Annotated in this window: 12 protein-coding genes; 6 read left to right on the forward strand and 6 right to left on the reverse strand. The window is 70.3% G+C overall.

Going from position 1 to position 18,890, the window contains the following annotated elements:
- A partial coding sequence (locus KF837_13330) for an alpha/beta hydrolase (GenBank protein MBX3228295.1) occupies window positions 1–1,046 on the reverse strand: 1,046 nt, incomplete at its 3' end.
- A 100-nt stretch (window positions 1,047–1,146) separates the two neighbouring features.
- The gene (locus tag KF837_13335) at window positions 1,147–3,903 is read right to left on the reverse strand and encodes a protein kinase (GenBank protein ID MBX3228296.1); all 2,757 of its coding nucleotides are present in this window, start codon (window positions 3,901–3,903) and stop codon (window positions 1,147–1,149) included.
- On the opposite strand from KF837_13335, the gene KF837_13340 reads away from it, so the two are divergent.
- From KF837_13340 to KF837_13350, 3 genes are all read left to right on the forward strand, one after another.
- Entirely contained in the window at window positions 3,902–5,026 is a 1,125-nt protein-coding gene (locus KF837_13340; GenBank protein ID MBX3228297.1) for a hypothetical protein, read from the forward strand. The genes KF837_13335 and KF837_13340 overlap by 2 nt on opposite strands.
- A gap of 93 nt (window positions 5,027–5,119) precedes the next feature.
- Entirely contained in the window at window positions 5,120–6,127 is a 1,008-nt protein-coding gene (locus KF837_13345) for a gluconolactonase (protein MBX3228298.1), read from the forward strand.
- 74 nt (window positions 6,128–6,201) lie between these two features.
- Window positions 6,202–7,011, forward strand: coding sequence for a mechanosensitive ion channel family protein (locus KF837_13350; GenBank protein MBX3228299.1), 810 nt, complete (start codon window positions 6,202–6,204; stop codon window positions 7,009–7,011).
- A gap of 664 nt (window positions 7,012–7,675) precedes the next feature.
- On the opposite strand, the gene KF837_13355 is transcribed toward KF837_13350, so the two are convergent.
- From KF837_13355 to KF837_13365, 3 genes are all read right to left on the reverse strand, one after another.
- On the reverse strand, window positions 7,676–9,373 hold the full coding sequence (locus tag KF837_13355) for a PilZ domain-containing protein (GenBank protein MBX3228300.1): 1,698 nt from the start codon (window positions 9,371–9,373) through the stop codon (window positions 7,676–7,678).
- A gap of 75 nt (window positions 9,374–9,448) precedes the next feature.
- A complete protein-coding gene (locus KF837_13360; GenBank protein ID MBX3228301.1) occupies window positions 9,449–11,032 on the reverse strand; it encodes an acyl-CoA carboxylase subunit beta in 1,584 nt (527 codons plus the stop codon).
- A gap of 45 nt (window positions 11,033–11,077) precedes the next feature.
- Window positions 11,078–12,238 (reverse strand): hypothetical protein, encoded by a 1,161-nt coding sequence (locus KF837_13365; protein ID MBX3228302.1) that lies wholly within the window; start codon window positions 12,236–12,238, stop codon window positions 11,078–11,080.
- 133 nt (window positions 12,239–12,371) lie between these two features.
- On the opposite strand from KF837_13365, the gene KF837_13370 reads away from it, so the two are divergent.
- From KF837_13370 to KF837_13380, 3 genes are all read left to right on the forward strand, one after another.
- Complete coding sequence (locus tag KF837_13370) at window positions 12,372–13,973, forward strand: protein kinase (protein MBX3228303.1); 1,602 nt, start codon at window positions 12,372–12,374, stop codon at window positions 13,971–13,973.
- Window positions 13,974–14,021: 48 nt separating this feature from the next.
- Window positions 14,022–15,242: a PEGA domain-containing protein gene (locus KF837_13375; GenBank protein ID MBX3228304.1), complete on the forward strand. Its 1,221-nt coding sequence runs from the start codon at window positions 14,022–14,024 to the stop codon at window positions 15,240–15,242.
- Between the two features lie 101 nt (window positions 15,243–15,343).
- Window positions 15,344–17,455, forward strand: a complete 2,112-nt coding sequence (locus KF837_13380) for a hypothetical protein (GenBank protein MBX3228305.1) — start codon at window positions 15,344–15,346, stop codon at window positions 17,453–17,455.
- 138 nt (window positions 17,456–17,593) lie between these two features.
- Here the strand turns inward: KF837_13380 and KF837_13385 are convergent, their stop codons facing one another.
- Window positions 17,594–18,706 carry a PEGA domain-containing protein gene (locus tag KF837_13385; protein ID MBX3228306.1) on the reverse strand — a complete coding sequence of 371 codons (1,113 nt, stop codon included), beginning with the start codon at window positions 18,704–18,706 and terminating at the stop codon, window positions 17,594–17,596.
- Between the last annotated feature and the right edge of the window lie 184 nt (window positions 18,707–18,890).

The raw sequence follows: 18,890 nt of genomic DNA on the forward strand, positions 1-18,890 counted from the left end.
CGTCGACGAAGAGCCCGCCGCCGAGCCCCCCCTCGAGAACCGCCACACCCGCTAGCCCCCACCGGCCCAAGCGCCACGTCCGGGATGAGGGCGTATCCGTGGTTGGGTCCAAAAGGGGCCCCAGAAGCGGCCGCGCAAGCGGGCGCGAAGCGCCCCGGCGTCTTCGCCGGGCCGTGTCTGGGGCGGGGGTGTCGGGGGCGGAGCCCCCGACGTTGAGAGAAAAAGCGGGAAATGTGCAAGAGATACTCGTCCAGCCCCTCCCACGGTCCGTGGTTCTTCCCCGGGAGCGGGATGAACGTGCACGGCACGTTCGCGGCGCGGGCGCTGTCGCGGAGCTTCTTCGCCTGCGCGAACGGCATCCAGTGCTGATCCGCGGTCCCGTGGAGGACGAGGAGCGGCGCGTCGCCGGGCTCGAGCATCGTCGCGCTCTGGAACGCGCCCCACAGATCGACGACCGCGCGGATCCCCTTGTCTCGGTTCGCCGCCGCCGGCCCGTACGCCACCGCCATCGCCGTGATCGCTCCCGCCGACGCGCCTCCGATCGCGACGTCGTTCGGATCGATCCCGAGCTCGTCCGCGCGCCGGCGCATGAACGCGATCGCGGCGCGCGCGTCGTCACGGGCCGCCGCGACGGCGGCGCCGGGATACGGGAACGGGCGCGTCTCGTCGAAGCCGACGTTCGCGAGCGTGTAGTCGATCGAGACGCTCACGAAGCCGAGCGACGCCGTGTGCCGCGCGAGCCGAACGAGGTGCGGATCGCGCCGGCTCCCGGACGCGAAGGCGCCGCCGTGGATCCACACGAAGAGCGGCCGCTTCGTCGCGGCGCCGCCGGCCGGCGTGTAGACGTCGAGGACGTGGACGTCCTCCTTCGGCCCGTAGGTCACGGCGCGCGTGACGCCGACGTCGAGGGCGGCTTCGTCGACCGCGATCTCTTCGCGCTCCTCCGTCGTCGCGTCGACCGCGCACCCGGCGACGGCGACGGCGGCGACGAGCGCGGCGAGACGAGCGACGTTCTGCGCAACGGGACCGGAGAGGAGAGGACGCACGCCCTCCCACGAACAAGACTCGTTCCATCGAGCGAGCCGCGGATCTCTCGTCGAAACCGGCGTCTGGCGTGTCGAGCCCCACCCAGCCCTGGTCGCGACGTCAGATCGCGATCGACTTCTTCAGGTCTTCGAGCGAGTGGAGGAGCTCGTGCGCGCCGCTCGCGAAGGCGAGCTCCAGCGCTTCGAGGAGGTAGCGGTGGGCCTCGTCGTTGCGGTCGCGAATCGCGGCGACCTGCGCGAGCGCGCCGAGGACGCGCGCGCGATCGCTGCCGCTCGGGCCCGCCATGTCGAGCGCCTCGCGGAGGACGCCCTCCGCGTCGGTGAACTGCCCCGCCGCGGTGAGCGACTCGCCGAGCTTGCGCGCGAAGATGAGCACCGCGCGCATCGGATCGTCGAGCTCGCCGCGGAACAGCTCGCGCCGCGCGAGGTCGAGGCCGCGCCGGAGCGAGCTGATCGAGCCGCCGAGGTCGCCGCGGTTCGCCGCGCGCGTCGCGACCTTCTCGAGGAGGAGCAGCGCCTGGAAGGGCCGCTGCGCGTTGTACTCGTGGAGCGCGCGCGCCTCGAGCGGCATGTCGGAGCCCTCGCCGATGTCGGCGCACTTCGCGTGGAGGCCGCGCCGGACCGCGGCCGGGATCGTCGCGAGGACGACGTCGCGGATGAGCGGGTGCGCGGTGCAGTGCACCGACGCGCGGCCGCCGACCGTCTCGATCATGCCCGCGCCCTCGAGGCTCGTCATCGCCTCGCGGAGGTTCGTGCCCTCGGGGACGAGCTGCGCCACCGTCTCGTCGTCGGCGTTGTCGCCGAAGACCGCGATCGCCTGGAGGACGCGACGCGCGTCGGGCGGGAGGCGCTCCACCCGCAGCGCGATGAGGTCCGCGAGGCGCGTCGGCGCGCGGCCGCCTTGCTCGCGCGAGAAGCGCATCAGCTGATCGACGTAGAGCGGAGCGACGCCGCGACCGCCGATCGAAGAGGAGGGCTTGTTCGTGCCCTGGAGCAGCTTCGAGACGAGGCCCGGCGCGAGCCCCATGAGGACGCGCGCTGACGCGGTGCTCGCGGGCCAGCCCGGATCGTGGCCCGGCGGATACGACACGACGAGGAGCGACGGCACGAGCGGCGGCTCACCGACCGCGTCCGCGAACGCGGTGCGGCTCGCGCCGTCGATCGCGTGCAGGTCGTCGACCGCGACGACGACCTTCTTGCCCTCCGCGCGTTCGCTCGCCCGAACGATGGCCCAGCGCAGCGCCTCCGCGACGGCGTAGCGGAGCTCGTCGCTCGAGAGCTCGCCGCGCCCGCCGTGCTCGAAGATGTCGGCGAGGCCGCGGCGCGCTTCGGCGCCGGCGGCGGACCACTGCGCGGTCTGCCCGCCGTCCTTCGGCAGGTTCGCGAGCTCGGTGATCGCGCGGCGAACCGCGTAGTAGCCGACCTCGGCCCACGACGGATCGGGGCGGACCTCGACCACGATGTTCTGGGTGGTGTCCTTCACCTTCGCGAGGAACTCGCCGAGGAGGCGCGTCTTGCCCATGCCGACGTCGCCGACGATGCGCGCGCCGATGAGCGAGCTCTTCGCGTCGTTGAGGCGATCGTCGAGCCACAAGAGGTCCTCGTCGCGGCCGACGAACTCGAGCGGGAACTGCGCGCGCGTGGTGTCGACGAGGACGGGGCGCTGGCCCGTGCCCGGCTCGACCTCGACCTTCTCCGGCTCCGGCTCTTCGCCGTTCGGCGGCGCCATCGTCGCGGCCGCGACCGGCGCCGGCGCGTCGCTCCGCACCGATGGAGGACCGTTGCCGCCGTTCGTGAGGCCGGAGCCGCACTCGCCGCAGAACTTCTTGCCGGCGGGGTTCTCCGCGCCGCATGCGGGGCACTTCACCGTCGCGGCCGGGAACGGCTTCGGGACCGCGGACTCGACCTGCGAGAGCGCGTCGGAGAGCGCGTCGGCGAACTCGTCCGCGTTCGCGAAGCGGTGGTTCGGGTCCTTCGCGAGCGCCATCAAGCACACGTCGGCGATGAGCGACGGGATGCTGCGCTCGGGGATGACCTTGCGCGGGTCCTGCGGCTGCTCGGTGATGTGCATGAGCACGACCTGGGTCGGGCTCTCGGCCTCGAACGGGAGGCGGCCGGTGAGGAGCTGATAGAAGATGACGCCGACGGCGTAGAGGTCGGAGCGCGCGTCGAGCGGATCGCCGCGGCCCTGCTCCGGGCTCATGTACTCGGGCGTCCCGCACACGATGCCGGGGCTCGTGATGTTGGGTTGCACCGCGTCGATGCGGATCTTCGCGAGGCCGAAGTCCACGACCTTGACGAAGTCCTGACCGGTGCGCGTCTGCTCGAGGATGACGTTCTCGGGCTTCAGGTCGCGATGGATGATGCCGAGGTGGTGCGCTTCGGAGAGCGCCGCGAGCGTCTGCCGCAAGATGGAGACGATGCGGCGGAAGGAGAGCGGCCCCTCCTCGTACGCGACGCGCGCGAGGTCCTTGCCGCGGAGGAACTCCATCACGAGATAGAGTTGCCCGTCCTCGGTCTTGCCGAAGTCGATGACGGCGACGGAGTTCGGGTGGTTGAGGCGCGAGGCGGCGCGGGCCTCGGTGATGAAGCGCGCGGCCGCGTTCTCCTCGCCGACGAGGTGCGGGTGGATGATCTTCACCGCGACGGTGCGGCCGAGGTTGGTCTGCTCCGCGCGGTAGACGCGCCCCATGCCGCCGATGCCGACGAGATCGAGGATGACGTACCCCCCCGGGAGGGTGCGCCCCACGAGCGGATCGTCGGACTGCACCGCGACCTTCGCGACCGGGAAGCCGCACGTCGGGCAGAACTTGTGCTGCTCTTCGCACTCGCTCTGGCACTGAGGACACTTCCGCATGACCCCGGGGCGATCGAACCTATCACAGGTATTTGGCCCGGGGTATGGGGCGACGGCTACGCTTGGCATCGTGGTCGGTGATCCGAGCAGCGACGGTGTGGTGTCCACTCGGCGTGTCCTCCTTGGTGAGCTGCTCGTCGAGAGCAAGGTCATCACGACGGAGCAGCTCGCGGAGGTGCTCGCCGCGCCGCGCGAGACGGGCAAGAAGCTCGGGCAGGTGCTGCTCGAGAAGGGCTGGGTCACCGAGGCACAGCTCACGCAGACGCTGAGCCTCCAGCTGAGCGTGCCGTGGGTGTCGCTTTATCACATCGATTTTTCGCGCCAGCTCCTGAACCGCGTCTCGCGCGAGCTCGCGGAGATGTACTGCCTCATCCCGATCTTCGTCCGCCACGTGCGGGGTCTCGGCGAGACGCTGTACGTCGCGATGGACGATCCGACGAACGAGGCCGCGCTGCAGGAGGTCTCGCGCCTCGCGAACCTCCCCGCGAAGCCGATGATCGCGTCGGCCTCCGACATCCGGAACGCGATCCGCGTCTACTACGGCGAGGCCGTTCCGCCTGCCCAGGCGCCGATCGAGGTGCCCGCGCCGCCCGCCGCGACCGTGCGCGAGCCGCGACCGCAGCCGCCGCCCGCGCCGCCCGCGAAGAAGCCGGCGCAGCCGCCCGCGGCCGACGTCGCGCCGATCTCGCCGCCCGCGCCGACGATCCCCGATCCGCCGCAGAGCCCGCAGCCCGCGACGGCCCAGGCCGCGCCGTCGCCGCCGCCGAGCCCCAAGCCCGCGCCGAAGAGCGAGCCGGAGATCCCGCTCCCGCGCCGCGTGATCCCGCGCGCGGAAGAGTCGGAGCCGGCGCGCCGGCGACCGCCGAAGATGGTGGCGCTCACGCTCCTCGACGGCACGACGATCACGCTGCCCGCGAAGAAGAAGCAGGAAGGCGTGTCCGAAGCGCTGACCGCGCGCGACATCGTGAGCGCGCTCCGCGCGACCGCGCACGGCGCCGACGCCTCGGAGATCCTCGGCGATCAGGTCCGCTGGGAGCCGATCGTCGCCGCCCTCCTCTCGATCCTCCTTCGCAAGGGCCTCATCGCGGACTGGGAGTTCGTCGAAGAGCTGCGGAAGATCTAAGACCACATTATTTCAAGCACTTAGACGCCCGGAGGTCCTGAAATTCGGGAATCGGGTGGCCGGCTCCAATGTGGGTGCTAAGGCGACGACTCCATGAAGCTCGCCCTCGTCACCGCCGCCGCTCTGCTCTCCGTCACTGCCGTCGCCTGCGTCGGGGCGAGCGACGAACAGTCCGGCAGCGACGAAGCGGCGGTCCGTCCGGGCCTGCCCCCGCCGGAGCCGGCCGATCCGTGCGCGAACCTCGCCTCGGGCCCGTTCACGCCGGGCGAGCTCGGCACGCTCTTCAGCGGCTCGGAGGACTTCACGTTCGACGGCCTCGGCAACATCGTCGCCAAGCGCGGCAACGACTTCGCCGCGCTGAACCCGGTCACGCAGACGGCGCGCCGCATCGGCACGGTCGCGGGTCAGACGTGGGGCGTCCGCTACCGCAAGGGCGGCGACCTCCTCGTCGCCTCTCCGGGCGCGAAGAAGATCGTCAGCATCGCGCCGGACGGCACCGCGAGCGACTACCTCACCGACCTCGCGAGCCCGAACGGGCTTTACGTCGATCACGATGATAACGTCTTCCTCGCTGAATTCGGCGGTCGCGTCTCGCGCATCGCGCCGGACGGCACGCGCAAGGTCTACGCCCAGGGTGCGGCGACGGCGCAGGGCGCGGACGGCATCGTCGTCGACGAGGAGAAGGGCATCCTCTTCTACAACGAGTACCAGAAGGGCAAGATCAACCGCATCGCGGTGGACGCGCCGGCGGGCACGGCGCCCACGGCCGTCGCCACGATCCAGGGCGCGGCGGTGGACGGCATGCTGCTCGACCAGTGCGGCAACATCCTCGTCGTCGACAACGGGCGCTCGCGCCTCTTCCGCGTGCGCCTCGACGCCGAGGGCAACGCGACCGCGCAGCCCGAGTTCCTCGCGACGTTCCCGAAGAACGTCGCCGCCGCGAACTTCGGCAGCGGCCCGGGCTTCGACGAGAAGACGCTCTACGTCACGGGCAACCCGGGCACGGTCTACACGGTGCCGCTCGGCGTCGGCGGCAAGAAGATCGTCGGCCCCGCCGCTCCGTCGACGGAGCCGGAGCCGTCGCCGAACGCGACGCACTGACCGCGTTTGTCCACGCGTAACGTGCTGCGGCGATAGCGCACCCCACCGCGCGGCGGCGTGGTATCTCGCCGCACATGGACATTCAACAAATCGTCACGCCGCTGCTTCCGATCCTCTCGACGCTCGCGCTCAAGATCGTGGGCGCGTTCGTCTTCTGGATCTTCGGCCGCTGGCTCATCGGCGTCGCCGTCCGGATGGTGCACTCGGCGCTGCAGAAGCAGAAGCTCGATCCCACCCTGCTTCGCTACGCGGGGTCGATCGTCACGGTCACGCTGAACATCGTCCTCGTCGTCGGGATCCTCGGCTACTTCGGCGTTCAGACGACGACGTTCGCCGCGCTCTTCGCCGCCGCGGGCGTCGCGATCGGCATGGCGTGGTCGGGCCTCCTCGCGCACTTCGCGGCGGGCGTGTTCCTCGTCGTGCTCCGTCCGTTCAAGACCGGCGACTTCGTCACCATCGGCGGCGTCACCGGCACGGTGAAGGAGATCGGCCTCTTCGCGACGGTCGTCGACACGCCCGACAACCTCCACACCGTGATCGGCAACAACAAGATCCTGAGCGACACGATCGTGAACTACAGCACGAACTCGTTCCGCCGCGTCGAGCTCAAGGCGCAGCTCTCCGGCGCCGCGGACGTGAGGGCGGTCATCGCCAAGCTCCAGGCGAAGCTCGCGGAGATCCCGAACGTCATCAAGGAGCCGAAGCCCGACGTCACGATCCTGGAGTTCAACCTCGTCGGCCCGGTCCTCGCCGTCCGCCCGTACTGCCACACCGACCACTACTGGCAGGTCTACTTCGACACGAACGACGCGCTGAAGGAGCACCTCGCCGAGTTCCCCGCCCCGATGCCGGCACAGCAGGTCGTGGTGAAGCAGGCCGCGTAGGCTTGTCTTGTTCGAGAGGGCTCTGCCCTCTCGAGCTCACCCGCCGGGGGTTTCTGTCTTGTTCGAGAGGGCTCTGCCCTCTCGAGCTCACCCGCCGGGGGTTTCTGTCTTGTTCGAGAGGGCTCTGCCCTCTCGAGCTCACCCGCCGGGGGTTTCTCCGCGCGCGGGGCGCGCTCCGACGCCCCCGGACCCCCGGAGAGGGGGAAAGCCAGGGGCGCTGCCCTTTCGAGCTTACTCGGCGGGGGTTTCTGTCTTGTTCGAGAGGGCTCTGCCCTTTCGAGCTTACTCGGCGGGGGTTTCTGTCTTGTTCGAGAGGGCTCTGCCCTCTCGAGCTCACCCGCCGGGGGTTTCTCCGCGCGCGGTGCGCGCTCCGACGCCCCCGGACCCCCGGAGAGGGGAGGGGCCGGCGCGTTTCGCCGCCCCCGGAGAGCCGGAGAGCGGGCCCCCGCAGAGGGGAAACCCGGAAGGGCGCTGCCCTCTCGAGCACGCGCCGGGGGTCTTGTCATGCGCCGCCTCCGGACCCTCGCAGCGGGGACAGCGGGGACGGGTGGGGGCGCGCTACCTCCGCCGCAGACGGGCGGGTGCGCTTCGCTGCCTCCCCCCGCGGAGCCCGCGGAGCGGAGGGGGCGCGGCGGGGCGAGCGCCGGGGCCGAACCCGCGGTGGCTAGCGCTTCTTGGTGCGGGGCGTCTTCTTTTTGGGGGTCTCGCGGGCCTGGCTGCGTTCGGAGCGGCCGCTGGGGCCGGCGAATACGAGCTCGAGCGTGTCGCCTTTTGCGCGGACGACGTAGTTCGGGACGCCGTCCTTGAAGGTGACGGTGAGCTCGGCGCCGCTCTCCTCGTTCGAGACGTTGAGGCCGGCGAGACGCGGGTCCTTGTCCGCGAGCGCGGCGGCGGGGTCGATGCTCTTGCGGTTCGGCGTCACGATCGTGAAGCCCGACGGCTGCGTCGCTCCCTGGATCGCCTCGATCGGGCCGTCCATCTTGATCTTGATGATGTTCGGGCGCGAGCCGACCGGCCCGTTCGTGAACGGCGTGGGCTTGCCGGGCTTGCCCGTCCTCGGCGCCGCGGCCGCGGCGGTGAGCGGATCCAGCGGCGGCGTCACCGCGACGGCGGCGGGCGGGGGCTCCGGCGCCGGCGGCGCGGCCGCGACCTCCGCCGTCTCGGCGGGCGGCGCGCTCGCGAGCGGCGTGGGCGACGCCGGCTTCTTCATCGCGAAGAACACGAGGACGCCGGCGAGCCCGATCGTCCCCGCGATCACGGCCTTCTTCTTCTTGTCGAGCTTGGGCTTGGGCTTCGCGTCGTCGCCGTCCTCGAAGCGCTCCTCGTGGATGCTGCCGAGCCCGCCGCGCACGACCTTGCGGCCCTCTGCGTGGAGACCGCCGCCGGGCGCGGGCGCGGTCGTGCGACGAACCGGGATCTCGACGTCCTCGCCGGTCGACTGGCCGCGCCGCGCCTTCGCGGCGAGCAGCGCCGCCGCCGTCTTCGCGCGCGTCGCCCAGCTCACGATCGCGGGCGTGACCTTCGCCATCGCCGCCTTGAGCTTGTTCGGCGCGTCGTCTTCCTCTTCTTCCGTCGCGGCCGCGCGCGCTTGGGCGGGCTCGCCCTCGTCGCCCTCCACGACGTGGTCGTGTTCTTCGAGCGCCTCGTGCCCGCCGTCGGCGGAGTGCTCCATCGCGGGCGCGTCGTCGTGCGGCGTCGCGTCGATGGGCACCTCCATCGCTGCGAGCGACGACATGCTCGCGTGGCGGCCCTCTTCGTCGTCGTAGCGGAGACCGACGACGAGCTGCGGGACCTTCGAGCTCCCGTCCATCGCGACCTCGACCTTCTCGATGAGCGCGGGCCGCCGGTTCCCGGACGCCGCGTCCTCGAGCTCGAGCGGGCGATCCATGCGCAGGAACCCGAGCTCGGTGTACGCGGTGACGCCGCCCTTCATCTGGTCCTTGATCCGCGCGCGCATCGGCGACGCGAGGCCTTCGATGTGGAGCCGCACCTTGCGCCCGGGCTCGTTCGGCGGCATCTGGCCCTCGCCGTCCTCCGCCATCCCGAGGATGCGCTGGAGCGCGACGGTGCTCGCGCCGTCGAGGTTGGTGAAGCGAATGCCGAACTCGCCACCCTCGCCCATGTCCTCCTTCCACACGACCTCGCCGGCGGCGGTGACGGTCATGCCGTGCCCGGTGTCGAACCGACACATCACCGGCTGCCCGACGTCGGGCAGGTACGCGGTGCGGAACGACATCCCCTCTTCGGACAGGTTGACCGCCTGCGCTTCGAACGACGGTCCAAGCGCTCCCGCCAGCTCGACCATCGCATCGAACGGGATGCGAGACGTACCAGGCGCGCGGCGATCGTGTGCATTGCTCATGGATTTCCTCCGGGACATCCTTCCCATACGGAGGAACGCGGAGCGGGGCCAAATTCTCGACCCGTCGCACGAGCGTCAGAGCGGGAGGTTCGTGTGCTTCTTGGGCGGGTTCGTGTCCTTCTTGTCCTTCAGCATCTCGAGGCTCTTGTGGAGGCGGGCGCGGAGCGTGCGCGGGTAGATGACCTCGTCGATGAAGCCGAGCTCCGCCGCCTTGTACGGGTTCGCGAACTTCTCGCGGTAGTCGGCGATGAACGCGGCGCGCGTCTTCACCGGGTCCTCCGCCTTCGCGATCTCGCTCCGGTAGACGATGTTGACCGCGCCGTCGGGGCCCATCACCGCGATCTCCGCGGTCGGGAACGCCAGGTTCACGTCGGCGCGGATGTGCTTCGAGGCCATGACGTCGTACGCGCCGCCGTAGGCCTTGCGCAGGATGACGGTGACCTTCGGCACGGTGGCCTCCGCGAACGCGAAGAGGAGCTTCGCGCCGTGCTTGATGATGCCGCCGTACTCCTGGTCCGTCCCCGGCAGGAAGCCCGGCACGTCCACGAACGTGACGAGCGGGATGTTGAAGCAGTCGCAGAAGCGGACGAAGCGCGCCGCCTTCTGGCTCGCGTCGATGTCGAGCACGCCGGCGAGGACCGCGGGCTGGTTCGCGACGACGCCGACCGCGCGGCCGCCGATGCGCGCGAAGCCGACGACGATGTTCGCCGCGAACTGCTCCATGATCTCGAAGAGGTTCCCGTCGTCGACGACGGCGCGGATCACGTCCTTCACGTCGTAGGGCTTGTTCGACTCGAGCGGGATCATCGCGTCGAGCTGGGGGACCTCGCGGAGCGGCGGATCCTGCGTCGGAGTGAAGGGCGGATCCTCGCGGTTGTTCGCGGGCAGGAACGAGAGGAGCTCGCGCGTCTGCGCGATGCTCGTGCGATCGTCGGGGGCGGTGAGGTGGCAGACGCCGCTCTTGCTCGCGTGCGTGAGCGCGCCGCCGAGGTCCTCCTTCGTCACCTCCTCGTGCGTCACCGCCTTGATGACGTCGGGGCCGGTGATGAACATGTAGCTCGTGCCCTCGACCATCAGGATGAAGTCCGTGATCGCGGGCGAGTACACCGCGCCGCCGGCGCAGGGGCCCATGATGCAGGAGATCTGCGGGACGACGCCGGACGCGAGCGTGTTGCGGAGGAAGATGTCGGCGTAGCCCGCGAGCGACTCGACGCCCTCCTGGATCCGCGCGCCGCCCGAGTCGTTGAGGCCGACGACGGGCGCGCCGACCTTCATCGCGAGGTCCATCACCTTGCAGATCTTCTGCGCGTAGGCGCCCGACAGCGAGCCGCCGAACACGGTGAAGTCCTGCGCGAACACGAACGTCTTGCGGCCGTCGACGAGGCCCCAGCCGGTGACGACGCCGTCGCCGAGGAACTTCTGCTGCTCCATCCCGAAGTCGGTGCAGCGATGGGTGACGAAGCGATCGAGCTCGACGAAGGAGCCGGGATCGAGGAGGAGATCGATGCGCTCCCGCGCCGTGAGCTTCCCGCCTTCGTGCTGCTTCTTGATGCGATCCGCGCCGCCGCCGAGCAGCGCCTTCGCGTTCATTTCATCGAGACGCGCGAGGTGAGCGGCCGGCGGACGAGTGGGGACGGGAGCCTTCGGGTCTTCGGACATCTCGCGCCGCTACATAACCCGTCCGGCGCGAGAAGCCGAGAGGCGTCACGGGACCGTGATGCGCACCTTGATGTTGTAGCTGGCGGCGCCCGGCGCGGTGGGGCGCAAGGTGTACGTCTTGCCGGCGTGGAACGGGATCGAGCCACCGGCGAACGTGAACGGCTCGCCGTCCGCCGTCCCCATCACGCCGAAGCCGCTGGGGGGCGTGCTCGACCACGTGATCACCATCATCGTGGCGTCGGGGTCCAGCACGAATTGGACGATATCCACGTCTCCGACCCCGAGCGTCCCGCAGAAATCGAACCCGGTGCCCGGCGCCTCGTTCGGGCTCTCGTCGTTCGGCTCCGTCTCGTGCACCGCGCCCTCGGGGCAATGCGCGAAGGGGTCCCCCGCGTCGTGGCCGCCGTCGTGACCGCCGTCGTCGCCGTGGCTCGCGGCGTCGGACGCGGTGCCGCCGTCGTCGCCGCACGTCTCCGTGCACGTGATCATGTCGCCGCAGCCGTCGGGGCGAACGCCGCACGCGTCGCCGCTCGCCGCGTAGCTCGCGCACGTGAGCGGCTGGCACGAGCCGCCGTCCTGCGTCGTGCCGCCGTCGAGGCCGCCGCCGTCCTGCGGGTCGGGTCCGGGTCCGCCGTCGTCGGCCGCGTCGTCCGTCGGGACGGCGGGGACGAACACGCTGAAGTGCGTCGTCTCCGCGGCGACGTGCGTCGCGTCGCGCACGGTGGTGGGGAGGCGCTCGTAGCTCGTCGTGCCGTCGGGCGCGGTGAGCACGACGACGTCGGCGGCGGTCTTCCCCGCGGGGAGCTTCGCCGGATCGAGCTCGAGCACGACCGTGACCGCCTTGTTGAACTCGAGGCCCGACGGGCCGAAGACGTGCGGCGTGCCGACCGGCGTCGCCTGCGCGGGCGGCGGCGCCCCCGGAGACTCCTTCACCGTGATCTGCACGTTGTTCGACAGCGCGCCGGAGGGGATCTCGACGCCGGTGCCCTTGCCCGTCATCACGTCGCCGCCGGCGGGGCCCACCGACGCCGCGCCTTCGGTCGGCGTCTTCACCGGACCCGGCGGCGAGACGACCCCCGTGTCCGGCGTGACCGGGCCCGCATCGGCAGAGCTCGCCGCGGGATCGTCGCTGCTGCACGCGACCACGGCCTCGGCCACCGTCAGCGCGGCGGCGATCACGAAGACGGAACGGCGGAGAAGGCTCATGACCGGCCCAATCTCGCCCGAGACGCGCCGGCGCTCAACCGATCTCGCTCGGGGAAGAGCTCGAAGAAGAGCGCGGAGCACATGCACGCGCTGGCATCGTGGTCGCGGCGCACTTATTCTCTGCTCCAGCCCGATGGCGGAAGCTCCGAACCCCTATCCCGGACCCGGCGAGACCGTCAACGACCGCTTCCGGATCGAGAAGCTGCTCGGCGAAGGCGGCATGGGCGCGGTCGCGCGCGCGACGCACCTCGTCCTCGGCGGTCCCGTCGCGCTGAAGTTCATGAACCCGCAGTTCATGTCCTTCCCCGGCGCGGTGGAGCGCTTCCTCAACGAAGGCCGCGCCAGCAACGCGATCAAGAGCGACCACGTCCTGCCCGTCACCGACGTCGGCTCCACCGAGAACGGCACGCCGTTCCTCGTCATGGAGTGCCTCTACGGCCTCGACCTCGCCGACCTCCTCGCGCGCGACGGGCCGTCGGGTCTCCCCGTCGAGCGCGCGGTGCACTTCACGATTCAGATCCTCCGCGGGCTCCAGGCCGCGCACGCGATCAACATCATCCACCGCGACATGAAGCCGTCGAACTGCTTCGTCGTGACCCACGACGGCGAAGCCGACTTCGTGAAGATCCTCGACTTCGGGATCAGCAAGGTCGTGCAGCCGGGCCAGTCGTCGCTCACGCAGACGAACTCGGCGCTCGGCACGCCGCTCTACATGTCGCCGGAGCAGGCGCGGAGCCCGCGCGACGTCGATCACCGCTCGGACATCTACTCCGTCGGCGTCATCCTCTACGAGCTCCTGTGCGGGCGCACGCCCTTCTTCTCCGAGAGCGGCGAGTTCACCGAGATCCTCTTCCAGCTCTTCACCGCCGATCCGCCGCCGATCCGCGAGACGCGCCCCGACCTGCCGGAGGAGCTCGCGGCGGTGGTGCACAAGGCGCTCGCGCGCGAGGTCGACCAGCGCCACGCGACCGCGCTCGAGCTCGCGGAGGCCCTCCTCCCGTTCGCGAACGCGAAGAGCGCGACCCTCGTCGAGCGGATGCGCGGCTTCAAGGCGCCGAGCAAGGAGTCGATCATCCCCGGCGACAACGGCCTCCCGACGTCGATGGCCGCGTTCTCTCAGCTCGCCCGCGGCCAGAGCACGGACGTGATGGCGAACCGCCCGACGACGGACGTGCAGAAGGGCGCGCCCGTCACCGAGATCATCGAGAACGCGCCGAAGCCGGAGACCCCGGCTCAGAAGAAGACGGCGGTGCTCGACGTCAAGCCCGAGACGCCGAGCTCGGTCGCGCTCGGGAAGACGCAGTTCGACGCGCGCGTCGCGAAGCCCGGCGTCTCGACCGATCTCGGCGCCTCCGTCGACAACACCGAGCCGCCGCCGGCGCCCGAGAAGCGCTCGCCGATCATCTACGCGATCCCGGCCGTGGCCGCGCTCGTCATCGGAGCCGGCGTCGTGGTCCTCATGCAGAAGGGCGGCTCGAGCAACGGGACCACGACCGGGACGCAACCCACCGTGTCGGCGCCGACCGCGGTCGAGACTGCGTCCGCGCCGCCGGTCGTCACCCCGAGCGCGACGCCGTCGGTCGAGGTCTCCGCGACCCCCTCGACGTCCGCGCCCATGATCGCGAGCGCGCCGACGACCGCGCCGGGTCCGGCGCCGGCTCCGGGCCCCGCCCCCGTCATGCGCCCCACCACGCAGCAGGACAAGACCCTCAACAACACGGGCATCAAGCAATAAGAAACGGCGCACCGAGGCTCGGGTTTGATTTAGCCTGAGGCCGCGATCATGCGCTCGACCTACCTTCGTCATCTCGCGCTTCCGCTCGCGATCGCGCTGACGGTGCCCACCGTCGTCGCGACGTACCCGACCGCCGCCTGGGCGCAGGCGAAGAAACAAACGATTCGCGAGCAGCTGCCGCTCGAGGCGCGCGGTCACTGGGACGCCGGCATCGCGCTCGTCAACAACGGCAAGTGGGCGCAGGCGCGCACGAGCTTCGCCGCCGCCTACGACATGTCGAAGAACCCGCGCGTGCTCTTCAACGTCGCGGTCTGCGAGAAGAACATCGCCCAGTACCACCGCGCGTGGGCCACGATCCAGAGCCAGCTCGCGGAGAAGAGCAAGCTCCCCGCCGACGAGATCGCGGACGCGCAGCAGTTCGCGGCGGGCCTCGAGAAGTTCATCGCCCACATCACGATCGACATCGATCAGAAGGACGCGGAGATCTACGTCAACGACGACAAGATCGACAACGCGAAGCTCCCCGGTCCGATCGACACGTCGGGCGGTCCGATCAAGGTCCGCGCGGTGAAGCCCGGTTTCGCGGAGGCGACGGAGACGAAGGAGGTCGCCGGCGGCCGGCAGGACACCTTCACGATCAAGATGCAGGCGCTCGAGCGCACCACGATCGTGAACGTCAACGTCATCGGCCCGCCGCGCGCGACGGTGAAGGTCGACAACCAGGAGGTCGGCCAGACGCCGTACTCGGGGCCGGTCCGCGTCTCGGAGACGCCGCACCAGATCTCGGTCGAGGCGCCCGGCTACGTCACGGGTGTTCAGCCCCTCGTCGTGAAGGAGGGGCCCCCGATCAACCTCACGATGACGCTCGCGCCGGAGCAGGCGAAGGGCAAGCTCGTCGTCGTCACCAAGCCGCCGGGCGCGACGATCGAGATCGACGGCAAGCAGGTCGGCGCGACGCGGTGGGAGGGTCCGGTCGACGCGCGCGTGCACCAGGTCACCGTCAAAAAGCCTGGATATTACACGTGGAGCTACGAGGCCGACGTCCCCCGCGGCGGCGAGCGGTCCCTGAGCGCCTCGCTCAACGAGGACCGCAACACGAGCTTCGTGCCCTGGCTCATCGGTACGATCGTCGTCGGAGGTGCGCTCATCGTCGGGATCGTGCTCCTCGCCACGCCGCCCGATCAGAAGCCGATCAACGGAACGCTCGACCCGTTCACTGTCCGGACGAACAGCCGTCCCGGCGGCGGTTTCCCGGGCTTCCAGTTCTGAGGAGCCGATGTGCGCCGCGACATCGCGGTCGCGTCAACCATTCGGCCGACTCGCTTCGCGCGCCCTTAAATGTCACGTTCAAATCCCGCTGGAGATTGAGCATGCGTTCCTTCATTCGTCACGGGTCGGTCGTCGGTGCGTTCCTTGGAGCCATCATCGCAAGCGCAGGCTGCGAGCAGAAGAAGGCGACCGAGTACGTCACCGGCGTCTCGACGCAGGTGCAGGTGCCGCGCGATCTCAAGGCGGTCCGCATCACGCTGTCGACGGGCGGCATCCAGAGCTTCTGCCAGAGCTACCGCGTCCACAACGGGAAGGTCCTCCTGCCGCGCACGCTCGGCAACCTCCCCTCGACGGAGGACGCGATCTCGCGCTCGGGCCCGGTCACGTTCTCGATCGTCGGCCTCACCGACGACTACTCGCCCGAGTCGGCGAACCCGGTCTTTGCAGACTGCAGCTCCGCCGCGCAGGTCAACGCGAACAGCGTCCGCATCCTTCGCCGCAGCACGCAGCCGTACGTCCCCGAGCGGATCCTCTTCTTGCCGATGCCGCTCAAGTACTCCTGCTACGACAAGCAGTGCCCCGACAACCTGACGTGCAGGGGCGGCACGTGCGTGCCGGGCGAGCTCACCGCCGAGCAGGCTGCGCTCTTGCCCCCGTACAGCGAGGACCTCGGCGACGGCAGGGGCGGCGATTGCTTCAACCTCGGCCTCTGCATGGGCGCGGCGGTGCCGGCCGTCACGGTGAACCCGCAGGACTGCACGTTCGCGGTCGCGGAGTCGAAGGACGCGCCGGTCCCGAACCCGAACCTCATTCGTACCGCCTGCACGACGGACGACGAGTGCAACCCGCCGGGGACCGAGGAGGCGAAGAGGAGGAAGTGCGGGACGACGGACGCGGGGCGGTGCGACCTGCTCCCGCCGAATTCGCCGCCGTGGACCGGCGTGAACGTGGAGATCACGTACGACGGCGGTCACACGAAGGAGTACCTCGATCTCGATCCGGACGAGGGCTTCACGATCCCCGATCCGACGAAGCCGCAGATCTTCAAGCTCGCGCCGGGGCTCTGCGAGATGTGGCGCGGCGTCGACGCGCAAGGCGTCGCCACGTCCCATCGCATCTCGAGCATCCGCGCGGGCGGCACCTGCGTGCCGAAGACGGCGACGCAGCCGATCTGCCATGACGACGCGCTCCGGCTGATGGGCGCGAACGACGCGGGCGACGTCACCGACGTCGGCGTCTGCAAGGTGTTCAAGCTCGACACCGTCAGCGCCGCGCTCGCGGTCGTCATCGACAAGACGCAGGACCACGCGTCCTTCTTCGAGGAGAAGCCGGAGCAGCGCGACGCGCTCGACGACGTCGCGACCGCGGTGCAAAACCCTGCCTTCGAGCGCACGCAGATCGGCCTCTTCTTCGCGCCCGGAGGCGCGGTGCCCGCCTGCGGGCTGCGTCCGGCGGAGCGTCCCACGCCCCCGGAGCTCAACCTCTCCGCCGCGAGGGACTTCGTCACCGCCAAGATCCGCGAGAACGGCACCTCGCTCGGCGCGTCGCCGGCCTCGATCGAGGGTGAGCTCGAGTCCGCCTATGCGTTCTTGCGCGGCCTCGACGTGTCGCGCCGCGCGGTGCTCGTCATCGGCAAGAACAGGCTCGACACGAGCACCTGCGGCGACGACAAGACGCCGTCGCAGCTCGCCGAGGCGCAGTGGAACACGCCGGGCGAGACGAAGCCGGTCTACACGTACGCCATCCAGATCACGGGCGACGAGACGACGAGCGACAAGTCGGCGATCGTCCTCGCGGGCAAGGGCGCGCCGCTCGTCAACGGGCTCACCGCCTATACGCCGATCCCCGGCACCAACGTGCAGAAGAAGTTCGAGGCGTTCAACGAGGTGATCAACCGCCTCGCCTCGTGCGTCTACGACGTCCCGGACGGGCAGACGATCACGAACGAGGATCGCCTGAACTTCGCCGACCCCCTCACCGGCGCGCAGAGCAGCATCAACTTCAACGCCGCGTGCACGGCCGACGGCGCCGCGGGCATCCAGGGCTGGGGCTTCGAGGGCGGAGGCAACGACCGCCGCGTCGTCGTCTGCGGCGACGACTGCACGAAGTACCGCCAAGCCCTCTCCTTCGGCACCGGCTTCGCCGCCACCTACACCCAACCCGGCCTCCCAGTCCCCATGCACGTAACCCCCAAGGCCTGCTTCACGAAGTAGCAAGAACACGCGCAAACGCGCATCCCGCCGGGGCCCCAGAAGCGGCCGCGCAAGCGGGCGCGCAGCGCCCCGAGCGCGAAGCGCGAGGGCCGTGTCTGGGGTGGGGGTGTCGGGGGCGAAGCCCCCGACGTTGAGTGACTAAGGCCCGAACATCATGCCGAGGGTCGGGCCGATGAAGAACTGTGCGTTCGACGCGAGCTCGTAGGCTGGGGTCGAGAGACCTTCGAAGCCCAGGCGGTGAATGCCGCCGCGGGGGGTGATGGGGTTGTCCTCGTCGAGCGCGGTGCCGGGGGCCTCGAGGAGGAAGCGGAAGCCGAGCGTGACGGAGATGCCCTTCGTGAGGCGGTAGCCGACGGACGGCTCGATGATGATGGCGGGGCTGAGATAGGAGACCGTGTCCGCGCCGTAGCGATCCGTCGCGCCGGTCACGGTGGCGCGCGCCTCGCGCACGAGCGACATGAAGCGGTAGGAGAGGCCGACGCCGAAGGGGATCGTGACGCGGATCTTCCGCCACTGCTTCGTGACGCGCACGCGCGCGGCGAGCACGCCGCCGGCGCGGCGGACGGTGAACTCCTCGGTCCGCGCGGGATCGCCGCTGATCGCGCCGATCGTCGACGCGGCCGCCCACTCATTCTTGATCGTCCGCGCGTCGTAGGAGCCCTCGAGGAACAGCTCCATGCCGACGGGGTCCCAGTGGTAGCCGAAGAAGCCGCCGACGCCGCCGGCGAGGCCGTCCGGCGTGCTGCACGAGAGGAGGGTGGGGATCTCGCCCTTGCGTTCGCACTGCGTCTCGAGCGAGCTGCCGGTGCCGCCCGGCGTGAACGCGCCGAGGAGCGTGAAGCCGCCGTAGAGGCCTTCGAGCCACTCGACCTCTTCGACCTCCTGCGTCTGGACGTTGCTCGACAGCGCGAGCGTCAGCGTCTTGTTGACGGGGTCTTTGTCGATGACGAGCTGCTCCGTGTACGTGTCGTAGCCCTCGCGTACGATCTTCAGCTCGTGGGTGCCGCTCCCGAGCTCTCCGGTGAAGGTGCCCTCACCGACGAGCGCGCCGTCGATGTAGATCGAGCCCTTGAGATCGGAGGTGGAGATCTTCACCGGCGCCGACGTGGACGCGGGCGCAGGCGTCGGCGCGGGCGCGGGTGCCGGCGCGGGCGTGTCGGCTGGCGAAGGAGCCTGGGCATACGCATTCGTCGCCGCGGCGAGGACGGACGCTGCGACGACGAGCGGAGCGACACGACGAAGGAGACGCATCGCGCCGCAGACTACAACAGTCCGGGTCTCATCGTCAGGGGCTTCGCCCCCGACACCCCCACCCCAGACACGGCCCTCGCGCGGAGCGCGCTCGGGTCGCTTCGCGACCGCTTTCGCGGCCGCTTCTGGGGCCCCTTTGTCGCGTTCGTTTCGACAACCTCCCCCGGGGCCTCGGGGGTTCGTG

The organism is Labilithrix sp. (assembly GCA_019637155.1).
Taxonomy (GTDB): Bacteria; Myxococcota_A; Polyangia; order Polyangiales; family Polyangiaceae; genus Labilithrix.

What these genes read in the sequence shown, in the direction of transcription:
- KF837_13385 (MBX3228306.1), bottom strand. Translation starts at nt 18,706, where the DNA reads ATGCGTCTCCTTCGTCGTGTCGCTCCGCTCGTCGTCGCAGCGTCCGTC.
- KF837_13365 (MBX3228302.1), bottom strand. Translation starts at nt 12,238, where the DNA reads ATGAGCCTTCTCCGCCGTTCCGTCTTCGTGATCGCCGCCGCGCTGACG.
- KF837_13350 (MBX3228299.1), top strand. Translation starts at nt 6,202, where the DNA reads ATGGACATTCAACAAATCGTCACGCCGCTGCTTCCGATCCTCTCGACG.
- KF837_13370 (MBX3228303.1), top strand. Translation starts at nt 12,372, where the DNA reads ATGGCGGAAGCTCCGAACCCCTATCCCGGACCCGGCGAGACCGTCAAC.
- KF837_13340 (MBX3228297.1), top strand. Translation starts at nt 3,902, where the DNA reads ATGACCCCGGGGCGATCGAACCTATCACAGGTATTTGGCCCGGGGTAT.
- KF837_13380 (MBX3228305.1), top strand. Translation starts at nt 15,344, where the DNA reads ATGCGTTCCTTCATTCGTCACGGGTCGGTCGTCGGTGCGTTCCTTGGA.
- KF837_13355 (MBX3228300.1), bottom strand. Translation starts at nt 9,373, where the DNA reads ATGAGCAATGCACACGATCGCCGCGCGCCTGGTACGTCTCGCATCCCG.
- KF837_13375 (MBX3228304.1), top strand. Translation starts at nt 14,022, where the DNA reads ATGCGCTCGACCTACCTTCGTCATCTCGCGCTTCCGCTCGCGATCGCG.
- KF837_13345 (MBX3228298.1), top strand. Translation starts at nt 5,120, where the DNA reads ATGAAGCTCGCCCTCGTCACCGCCGCCGCTCTGCTCTCCGTCACTGCC.
- KF837_13335 (MBX3228296.1), bottom strand. Translation starts at nt 3,903, where the DNA reads ATGCGGAAGTGTCCTCAGTGCCAGAGCGAGTGCGAAGAGCAGCACAAG.
- KF837_13360 (MBX3228301.1), bottom strand. Translation starts at nt 11,032, where the DNA reads ATGTCCGAAGACCCGAAGGCTCCCGTCCCCACTCGTCCGCCGGCCGCT.